The organism is Endozoicomonas atrinae, from assembly GCF_001647025.1.
Classification (GTDB): domain Bacteria; phylum Pseudomonadota; class Gammaproteobacteria; order Pseudomonadales; family Endozoicomonadaceae; genus Endozoicomonas; species Endozoicomonas atrinae.
Genome location: NZ_LUKQ02000211.1, coordinates 1 through 9,361, shown reverse-complemented (window position 1 = coordinate 9,361; position 9,361 = coordinate 1). Strand labels below are relative to the sequence as shown.

The 9,361-nt window shown below is 46.0% G+C and carries 8 protein-coding genes and 2 pseudogenes; 7 read left to right on the top strand and 3 right to left on the bottom strand.

Annotated features, from left to right (window positions below; genetic code table 11):
• The 3 genes and pseudogenes from AK963_RS35710 to AK963_RS21415 all read left to right on the top strand — a co-directional run.
• Positions 1 to 190, top strand: a pseudogene (locus AK963_RS35710) (IS630 family transposase); the annotation flags it as partial.
• A gap of 249 nt (positions 191 to 439) precedes the next feature.
• On the top strand, positions 440 to 1,132 hold the full coding sequence (locus AK963_RS21420; RefSeq protein ID WP_066017461.1) for a class I SAM-dependent methyltransferase: 693 nt from the start codon (positions 440 to 442) through the stop codon (positions 1,130 to 1,132).
• Between the two features lie 108 nt (positions 1,133 to 1,240).
• Positions 1,241 to 1,729 carry a CBS domain-containing protein gene (locus AK963_RS21415; RefSeq protein WP_083232829.1) on the top strand — a complete coding sequence of 163 codons (489 nt, stop codon included), beginning with the start codon at positions 1,241 to 1,243 and terminating at the stop codon, positions 1,727 to 1,729.
• 201 nt (positions 1,730 to 1,930) lie between these two features.
• Here the strand turns inward: AK963_RS21415 and AK963_RS21410 are convergent, their stop codons facing one another.
• Complete coding sequence (locus AK963_RS21410) at positions 1,931 to 2,416, bottom strand: OmpA family protein (RefSeq protein WP_083232828.1); 486 nt, start codon at positions 2,414 to 2,416, stop codon at positions 1,931 to 1,933.
• A gap of 968 nt (positions 2,417 to 3,384) precedes the next feature.
• Here AK963_RS21410 and AK963_RS21405 point away from each other — a divergent pair.
• The 3 genes from AK963_RS21405 to AK963_RS21390 all read left to right on the top strand — a co-directional run bounded on the left by AK963_RS21405 (position 3,385) and on the right by AK963_RS21390 (position 6,294).
• Entirely contained in the window at positions 3,385 to 3,774 is a 390-nt protein-coding gene (locus tag AK963_RS21405) for a YybH family protein (protein ID WP_175404593.1), read from the top strand.
• Positions 3,775 to 4,257: 483 nt separating this feature from the next.
• Positions 4,258 to 4,671 carry a hypothetical protein gene (locus AK963_RS21395; protein ID WP_066017456.1) on the top strand — a complete coding sequence of 138 codons (414 nt, stop codon included), beginning with the start codon at positions 4,258 to 4,260 and terminating at the stop codon, positions 4,669 to 4,671.
• Between the two features lie 264 nt (positions 4,672 to 4,935).
• Positions 4,936 to 6,294, top strand: coding sequence for a GntP family permease (locus tag AK963_RS21390; RefSeq protein WP_066017455.1), 1,359 nt, complete (start codon positions 4,936 to 4,938; stop codon positions 6,292 to 6,294).
• A 76-nt stretch (positions 6,295 to 6,370) separates the two neighbouring features.
• Here AK963_RS21390 and ald read toward each other — a convergent pair whose 3' ends face one another.
• The gene (gene ald / locus AK963_RS21385; RefSeq protein ID WP_066017462.1) at positions 6,371 to 7,492 is read right to left on the bottom strand and encodes an alanine dehydrogenase; all 1,122 of its coding nucleotides are present in this window, start codon (positions 7,490 to 7,492) and stop codon (positions 6,371 to 6,373) included.
• A 361-nt stretch (positions 7,493 to 7,853) separates the two neighbouring features.
• On the opposite strand from ald, the gene AK963_RS21380 reads away from it, so the two are divergent.
• Positions 7,854 to 9,182 (top strand): glutamine synthetase family protein, encoded by a 1,329-nt coding sequence (locus tag AK963_RS21380; RefSeq protein WP_066017454.1) that lies wholly within the window; start codon positions 7,854 to 7,856, stop codon positions 9,180 to 9,182.
• Here the strand turns inward: AK963_RS21380 and AK963_RS35705 are convergent.
• Positions 9,172 to 9,361: pseudogene (locus AK963_RS35705) on the bottom strand (IS630 family transposase); the annotation flags it as partial. The gene AK963_RS21380 and the pseudogene AK963_RS35705 sit on opposite strands and share 11 nt — an antisense overlap.

The window sequence follows — 9,361 nt, the reverse complement described above, 5'->3', positions numbered from 1 at the left end:
ACCATTCGCACCGGAGTTAAACAGCTCAGAAAGGCTATGGGAGTGGATGCGGGAGCATGACTTATCAAACAAAGCATTTTCAGGTTATGAAAATATTGTAGATTGTTGCTGTGAAGCTTGGAATAACCTTTGCAGCGAAGCTGGTCGACTGTTCAGTCTGTGCTCCCGTGATTGGGCAGTTATACAGTAGTTAGAAAATTCAATTGGTATCAAATGATTTTGCTTCCAGTTCATGAGACACCGCTTTCAGGATACTGGCGTTGTAGCTCTCAGGAACAGGGTGGGCAAAGACAACCAGTGTTTTCATTCAAACATTCTCTCCATGCTGAATCTTTATTAGTCTGGCCTGATTGTAGCTCTTATTAAGAAGGGCGTAAGCTGTTGCGTCCATGGGATTGTCTATGCTTATTTGCTTATTAACCCTAAAAAGACTAGAAGTATGGACAATTTCTTCCAACAGTGGCGCACCTATCGAACCATTGTTACTCATGGGTATATGGGGCATAAAGGGATCGCCGACAGTATTCTCAGGCAGTTGCAGCAGCGGCCACAACAAGGTTTGGATATTCTTGACCTGGGCTGTGGAGATGCAGAGGTGTTTTTCAGACTGCTACCGGAGCTGACGGTCAATGCTTACAAGGGCGTTGATAGTTCTGCTGCGGCTCTTGACGTGTTGACTGAGCGTTTTAACAGCAGGGATGTTACTTTTCAGCTTTACTGTCAGGATATGATGGATTTTTTATCGTCGTATGATGGTCAGTTTGACATTATTCTCGCCGGTTTTTGTATGCATCACTTGTCGTTTGATGAGAAAAAACGCTGTTTGCAGATGGCGTACCATTGCCTTCGTGAGCATGGGGTGATGTTTATCTATGACATTTTTTTGCAACCTGGTGAATCCAGAGATCAGTACCTTTCCCGTTATCTGGCATATATGCATTCCAACTGGGAAGCCATGTCGACTCTGGAGTTGGAAGCAGCAGGTGCTCATATTACAGGTTGTGACTTTCCTGAGGAGGTTGAGGTGTTCAGACAATGGTCTGAAGCGGTCGGGTTTGAACAGATCAGGAGCCTGTGGGAAGGGGAGTGGCACTCCCATAAGTTGCTTCAGCTCAAACGGGGGGAATCGTAGAGCGGCGGTTACTCTCTGTTCATCCTGATCTTTGACTCAGGTCAAGATAGTGGTTTGCCGCAATAGGTCATACTGATCCCAACAGCGTTACTTTCGGGAGCCAGGGATATGAGCAATGACAACCCATTAGTTAGCATGACGGCTGAACAAATCATGTGCCAGAAGGTGATTACCGTACCTTCTGACTGGTCAGTGGATCGGCTGGCGCGTTTTTTGACCGATAAGGCAATTTCCGGTGCGCCTGTAGTAAATAATGCCGGACAGTTGATTGGCGTTGTTTCATTTTCTGATATTGTCCGGCAGGCAGGCAGTGGCCTGGTTGATCTGGCAAAGCGGGATGACAACTTTTACAGCACCATGATGGATGAGTCACTGTCACCAGAGGATCAGCGCTCTTTCCATGATCTGGTGGATCAGTCCGTTTTGGTAAACGATATTATGACGCCGATGGTGTTTGAGGTGTCTCCGGATACACCGTTGATCCGTGTTGCTGAAGCGATGGTTAAAGGGCGTATTCACAGGGTTATGGTCACCAGGGATCGCTCACTGAAGGGTGTAATCAGTGCCCTGGATCTGCTGAAGGTGATGACGTTATAAGTGGTTTCTGAAAACTGCTTATCTGTTACTCGAACTTTTGCAGTCGTGCATTTTCAGGATACAGCACTTCCCTGTACATTCCCTGAAAATTGCTCCTGCATTTTCAGGATACAGTACTTCCCTGTACATAAAAAAAGGTACCGCCTAATCGGTACCTTTTCGTAGAGTGCTAACCGTCTTGTTCAATCGAAGCAGAAATGATTAACGGAAGATTTTCATCTCAACACGACGATTCTTCGAACGGGTTTCTTCTTTGCCATTGCTGGCAACAGGGTGTCTCTTGCCTTTACCCCAGGCTGCAATGCGGTCTTCTTCTATGCCTTTCTGCATGAGGTAAGCTTTAACGGCAAGAGCCCGGCTTTCAGAAAGATCCTGGTTCACCTGGTCTGGACCAATTTTACAGGTGTAGCCAGTGAGCTCGATACGCTTGGAATTACCCATATGTTTTACAACAGTATCCAGTAACTTGCGATCATTCATATCCAGGTCAGCAGTTCCAAAGTCAAAATAAATGGCTTTCGGCATCTTTTCTGCAACAACACAGTGAGAACTGGCTGCGCAGTTGGAACCATTATTGGTTGATTTGTAATCACTGGCGGCCATTTCACTGCTGGTTTTCATTATGCCGCAGCCAGTCATCAGAAGGGCTGCTGTCAGAAGGGCGGTTATTCTGAGTTGCCTTATCATGGTACTTCTCCATCCATGGTGTTTAATGATTTTTGATTCCCTTTTAGGGGAATTTCTACTGAGTATAGTGTTGTGGTTTCCCCTTGCAGGAGTATGTTGAAAAATCTTTCGGGAAGGCGGCAGTGAGACTGATTTTTGACAGAATATGTGGATTTTCAGGGATGAACGGTAGCTCTCAGGGAGCTACCTGTATGAATGTGGGGGAGTTGGGGATTCAGGCCTTTGAATAGAGTCACAGCAGCTGCAAGGTGAATATTGAGAGTTGGCATAGAACAGCCAGATACCACTGGCACTGAGCCGTGGTGGCAGTGAGACAAGCAGGGTATTTGAACCACCATCCTGCCTGTCTTTATAAAGGCTACTTTTCTGAGGTTAGCCTGTAACTGAAACAGGTTAATAAACAGTGCTGTACCAGTACTGTCAGACTTTTTTGAGAGTGATTCAATTCAGTCAGGGTTGGGAAGGAGGCAAGACTTTTCTATCCTGGGGTTAACTACTTATATAGCGGCTAGAGGTTGGGCGCATATCGAATAGTGAACACCCTGGAGACTTACGTATTCACGCTCAGTGACTCACAGTATGTCGTTTGTGACTGTCTAACTTTAATTGAAACTCGTTTTTATTGACGGGAAGCAATGGCTGTTTTCGTACTTTGGTTACTATCCCTTTCATCATGAGTTCTGGATCAGCATTTTTTTGTATTAAGGGTAGTAATAATCAGGCCTGATATCAGATAGAGAGCAAACTGAACTTAAGTAGTTAGCCCAATGAAACCATATTCTCTGAGCAAGTGGACAGCCACACTGCGGCATTACGACTCTGGCCACATAGCTGAGGCTAGGCTCCCGTCGGTGTGTCTTGAATAGTAACTGCCCACTCACTCAGAAATATTTAATTCCATTTACCCTACTACTTAAGTATCCATGATATTGCACAGTTGTTTTTATAAAACCAGAGGTTTTCATAGAGTGAATACATCTCGACAGCAACTAATCGAACTTACCTATAAATTTATGGAGTCCTTTAACACCAATAACCTTGATGATGTCATGGCCTTTTTTTCGGAAGGTGCAATCTATGATGAATTCAACGGCAGGAGAAACGAAGGTAAAGATGCCATCCGTCGAGCACTGGAACCACAGTTTTCTGGAAACTTTGGAGTTATGCAGTTCCTTGATGAGGATCTGTTTGTTGACGCGGATTCAGGCAAAGTTATGGTGAGCTGGCAGTGCAAGCTGGAGCTTAAGGGCCAGCCGGTATTCTGGCATGGTCTGGATTTGCTTCACTTTAATGGCGATACGGTGGTGCAGAAGCTTACTTATGCAAAAAGCAAGGCTCCGCTGTTTCATGATTGTTAAAGGGGGCTTGGGTTTCATTAAGGGGCCAATCTCTGAGAATCTTCCCTAGGCTCTGTTGACGTAAGGATTTTAAATTGAGGTCGCATTTTATTGCAGTCTCTTTTCTCTGGGCTTTTCTTTTCAGTTCAAAGCCTGGCTCAGGATGGTCTTGCTGATGAAATAGTGAGCTTGAATAATATTGATTCTCCCAGACAGGGCTTCAACACAAAATACGATATGATGAAAGTCATCGGCCATATAATCCACCTGTGTTACTTGATGATGGTTTGCTGGTTGGGAACCTGATGTCAGCAGCCATTGGCGCTTGTGACATTGAACCGTTGAGACGCCGAATTGGCAGAGGAGAGTACGGTTATATAGACAGTCTGTTAATTCATCATAATGGGCAACTGATTGTAGAGGGTTATTGGGGGAGTAGCGCAATTAACAAGCCCCACTTTGTTTTTTCAATTACAAAAAATATATTATCCAATGCCATTGGAAATGGCTATTGAACTTGGCCTGATTGGTGGAGTAAATGACTTTGTTTTAACGTATTTTCCAGAATTGCCAGAGAGTGATCTGGCCCCCGGTACTGGAAAAATACGAATTCATGACTTGTTGACAATGCATTATGGTCGCTTTCAAGGACATCAGCTGTTGAACCGGGAGTGGATGGAAGCTGCCAGCAGTCCAAAAACCGGCAATGGAAAATACGGCTACTTCTGGGGGACTGAAGACTTCAGGGCTGACGGTAACCTTGTTCAAACTATTTCTGGACGAGGAGCCAGGGGGCAGTTTATTTTTATGATGCCTCAGCTGGCGCTGGTGGTTGTAGTGACCAGCAGCAATGATAATAAAACCCGTAGGGCTCCTTTTGTTTTTGTACCAGAATTAATTCTACCTGCTTTTCTTTAATATTTTTGCGTACTATTCAGTCTTTGGTTTATCACCAAAAGACAAGGGTCGGCGGGAATTGTTTCCTTAAAAAGGTATCAAAATAATTTTCAGGCCTGTAAAGCCTGGTAACAGGTGATAGTCCTTAAATGGTGTAATTTATTGTGCTGGTCTACATTTAGCATGCTTTGGACTTAGTGATTTTTCGTAAATCCATTGATACTTATAAACGAGATTCCCACTTCATTAATTTGATCTCAGTATTGCTAAGTGAATTCATGACAGATGTTAATAACAATAGCGGGATTTGCATTTTCTGTAGGACTATTAATTTACTTAACAGTCCGGTGGCACTGGCCATCCTTTCTGGCACTACTTGTTGCCTGTTATACAGCAGGTTTAAGTTTTGGGCTCTCTCCAGATCAGGTCACTTCTGCTGTGATGAAAGGGTTCGGGACTACACTGGGAGATATTGGGTTAACGATCGCCCTTGGAGCGTTATTAGGGTACATTCTGGAATATTGTGGAGCCACCATCAGTATTGCCAGAGGAGTAGTCTCTATTTTAGGAGGGCGTTTTCCTGGTATTGCACTGGCGATCACCGGGTATATCGTTTCCATCCCAATTTATTGTGACTCTGGTTTTATTATTCTTAATTCCATGCGGCGGTATCTGGCGAAAACACATCATGTCTCTCCGGTTTTCCTTAGTACAGTTCTTAGTACTGCTCTCTATGCCACGCATACATTGGTGTTACCCACTCCAGGGCCGCTGATTGCAGCAATTAATTTTCAATTAACTGGCTACTTACCCATTGTTTTGATTCTGGGGCTGGTACTGTCATTGCTGGCTGCAGTTACGGGTTTTGTCTGGGCTTTATGTGTTCGTAACCTGATTCCTTCCAGACTTGAGTCTGAAATGGATGGAGAGGATTTGGTAAATGAAAGTTCAAATATGCCTTTTCTCACAGCAGTCACGCCAATTATGACACCGATGTTGCTGATTACAGCAGGCGGCATTGCAGGTCATGGGGATAGCCTAGTCAGTCAGTGGATTGGTTTTCTGGGGCAACCGGTAAATGCACTATTGGCAGGTTTGGCAACGACATTACCTCTGTTGAAATATGGTCTGGAAGGCAAGCTGCAAGTATGTATCTCAAAAGGGTTGGAAGCCGGAGGTAAAATTGTTCTGATTGTTGGTTGTGGTGGTGCTTTTGGGTATGTGCTGCAAAACAGTGAGCTGACCGAGCTGTTCACAAGAAACCCGGGATTCATAAATCTGGGGCTGTTTTTACCTTTTGTAATGGCTGCAATTATCAAAACTGCTGAAGGTTCAACGACCGTGGCATTGATAACCGCTTCTGTTCTGGCTAACCCTCTGTTACCTGCGTTAGGCCTTGATACAACAACTGGCAGGTTATTTGCCTTGTTTGCTTGCAGTGCTGGAGCAATGACCATTGCTCACGTCAATGACAGTTATTTCTGGGTTATCACTGAATTTACCGGGATGGATACGGCAACAGCGCTGAAGTCCATAACAGTGGCGACTTTTTTACAGGGAACAGTTGTGTTACTGGCTGTGCAGTTGCTGGCTTTCTTTCTTGATGTTGTTGCACTGCAGACTTTGCCATTTCTGGTGAGTTAAATGTAAAACGCAGTTACCGCTGGGTAGTGGTAACTGCGTAACATAACCCTCATCAGCGATGAGTTATCAAAGCAGGTTAAATCTCAGTCAGCATCTGGGCTGCTGCTTTGTAAGGCAGATCCTGAGCCTGGGCAACACTCTCACAGGTAACAACACCCTTGCAGACATTCAGGCCTTCAAGCAGATGTGGGTTTTCTTCCAGAGCCTTACGTGGGCCTTTGTTGGCAATCTGAAGAACATAAGGCAGTGTTGCATTGTTCAATGCCAGGGTGGAGGTTCGGGCCACGGCGCCGGGCATGTTGGCAACACAGTAATGAACCACTTCATCAATGATAAAGGTTGGTTCTGCATGAGTAGTGGCTACTGAAGTTTCCGCACAGCCGCCCTGATCAATGGCTACATCCACAATAACGGAGCCAGGCTTCATCTTGCTGACCAGCTCCCGGGTGATGAGCTTGGGTGCTGCAGCGCCGGGCAACAGTACACCGCCGATGACCAGGTCAGCGGACACTACATGCTGTTCAATAGACTGGGAGGTGGAATACACGGTGCGAACACGGTTGCCATATTGGGCATCCAGGCGGCGCAGGGCATCCACTGAACGGTCAAGTACAACGACCTCTGCACCCATACCTACGGCCATTGCTGTTGCATTCTGGCCAACAACCCCGGCACCAATAATTACGACCTTGGCGGGCTCAACTCCGGGAACACCGCCAAGCAGCATACCGCGTCCAGCCATGGATTTTTCCAGACAGCGTGCACCTGCCTGAATGGACATACGACCAGCAACTTCAGACATAGGAGCCAGAAGTGGCAGTCGGCCCTGGGCATCGGTCACTGTTTCATAAGCGATACAGGTGGCGCCGGAATTGATAAGGTCTGTGGTCTGTGGCTCATCGGGTGCCAGATGCAGGTAGGTGAACAGTGTATGGTGGGGTTTCAGTCTGGCGCGCTCTACGGCCTGAGGCTCTTTTACTTTAACAATCAGTTCAGCGGCCTCGAAAACCGCTTCAGCCGTTTCCAGAATAGTGGCGCCTGAGGCCTGGTAATCTTCGTTAAAAAAACCTACGCCATTACCAGCATGGTCCTCAACAAAAACCTCATGTCCGTTTTGAACCAGCTCTTTAACAGCAGCCGGTGTGAGGCCTACGCGGTACTCGTGATTTTTGATTTCCTTGGGAATACCTATCCGCATATTCAACTCCATGATCATATTAACGTGGGTTATAACAATATTTAACATTAATTCTCACAGGATTTTGTCTTGAATATGTCTTTTTTTTGGTTATTTATACTAAAAAAACTTTTGGTTTGTTTTTTTGCTCTGTGTTCAGGAAAATGTGACAAATAAAGCCTTTTATCCGCCTGAGACTGTATTTCGTTGAATATATTGAACATCTCTCTGCGACTGGGCAGTATTGTCATAAAAAAGGCACCAACAATAACAAAGAGAACAAGTTAGGCATTAGTTGGCACTTTGCCCGGCAAGGGCCTTTGCCTCAGACATATCCAGACTGAACGCAGTGCTTGCTCTCAAAAAAACAGGGGACTTATAAATGCCAGACTTCAAGACAGAGCTCGCTGATTACCTTGAACACTATCCGAATACTGAGTACATCGATACCTTACTGCCTGATATTAATGGCTTTATCAGGGGAAAACGTATTCCTGCATCTGGCTTCAAAAAACTGGAAAAAGGCTGTTACCTGCCTTGCTCGGTATTTTCCCTGGACATTACCGGTGTCACGATAGAAGAAGCCGGGTTGGGAATGACCATTGGAGAGCCTGATCGCATCTGTGTACCAGTGCCTGGAACACTAGCTCCGTCTGCTGCGGATCCGGAGAAAATAGCTCAGGTACTTTTAACTATGCAGGAAGAGGATGGTAGTGGTTTTCCCTATGAGCCGCGGAATGTCCTGACCAATATTGTTCAGCGGTTTAAAACACTTGGCTACAAACCCGTCGTGGCCCTGGAGCTTGAGTTCTATCTGATTGACCCGAAGCGTACATCAGAAGGAAAAATACAGCCGCCAGTCGGTTTTGTGACAGGTGTCCGAGAAACCATGAGCCAAGTCTATTCCGTTGATGGGCTGGTGGATTTTGCCGGATTTCTGGACGATGTTAATCAGCTGGCCAAAGCTCAGGGGGTTCCTGCAGATTCTGCAGTGGCAGAAGCTGCACCCGGGCAGTTTGAGATTAACCTCAAGCATGGCGAAGATGCGGTTGCGGCCTGCGATCATGCGATTATGCTGAAGCGATTGATCCGCGAATTGGCGGGTCGTTATAACTATGAAGCGACCTTTATGGCCAAACCTTATGAAGAGCAGCCAGGCAATGGTCTGCATATTCATGTCAGCCTTCAGGATGATGCTGGTGGTAATGTATTTGCCAATGCAGATGGGGAAGACAGTAAACTGCTTCAGCATGCTATTGCCGGATCCATTGAAATGATGCCGGAAACCGTGGCGTTGCTCAGTCCGAATATAAACTCCTATCGTCGTCTTGTTCCTGATATGTATGTGCCGTTGCATGCATCCTGGGGACACAATAATCGAACTGTATCGTTAAGAATTCCGGCCAGTGGGAAGGCTGATCGCCGAATAGAACACCGCCTTGCTGGGGCTGATGCTAATCCATACCTGACGTTGGCAGCGGTGCTTGCCGGCATGCTGTATGGCATTGAGAATAAGCTGACACCGCCAGAAGAAGCATTGCCGGGGGAGGGTAACGACTACCCTCTGTTACCCCATCGCCCTGCTGAAGCATTATCCAGGCTGGCAGAAGGAGAGCTGCTTTCTGAATATATCAGCCAGCAATATATTGATCTCTATACACTCTGCAAGCGCGAGGAGTTATACCAATTGAATTTTCTAACTACTGTATAACTGCCCAATCACGGGAGCACAGACTGAACAGTCGACCAGCTTCGCTGCAAAGGTTATTCCAAGCTTCACAGCAACAATCTACAATATTTTCATAACCTGAAAATGCTTTGTTTGATAAGTCATGCTCCCGCATCCACTCCCATAGCCTTTCTGAGCTGTTTAACTCCGGTGCGAATGGT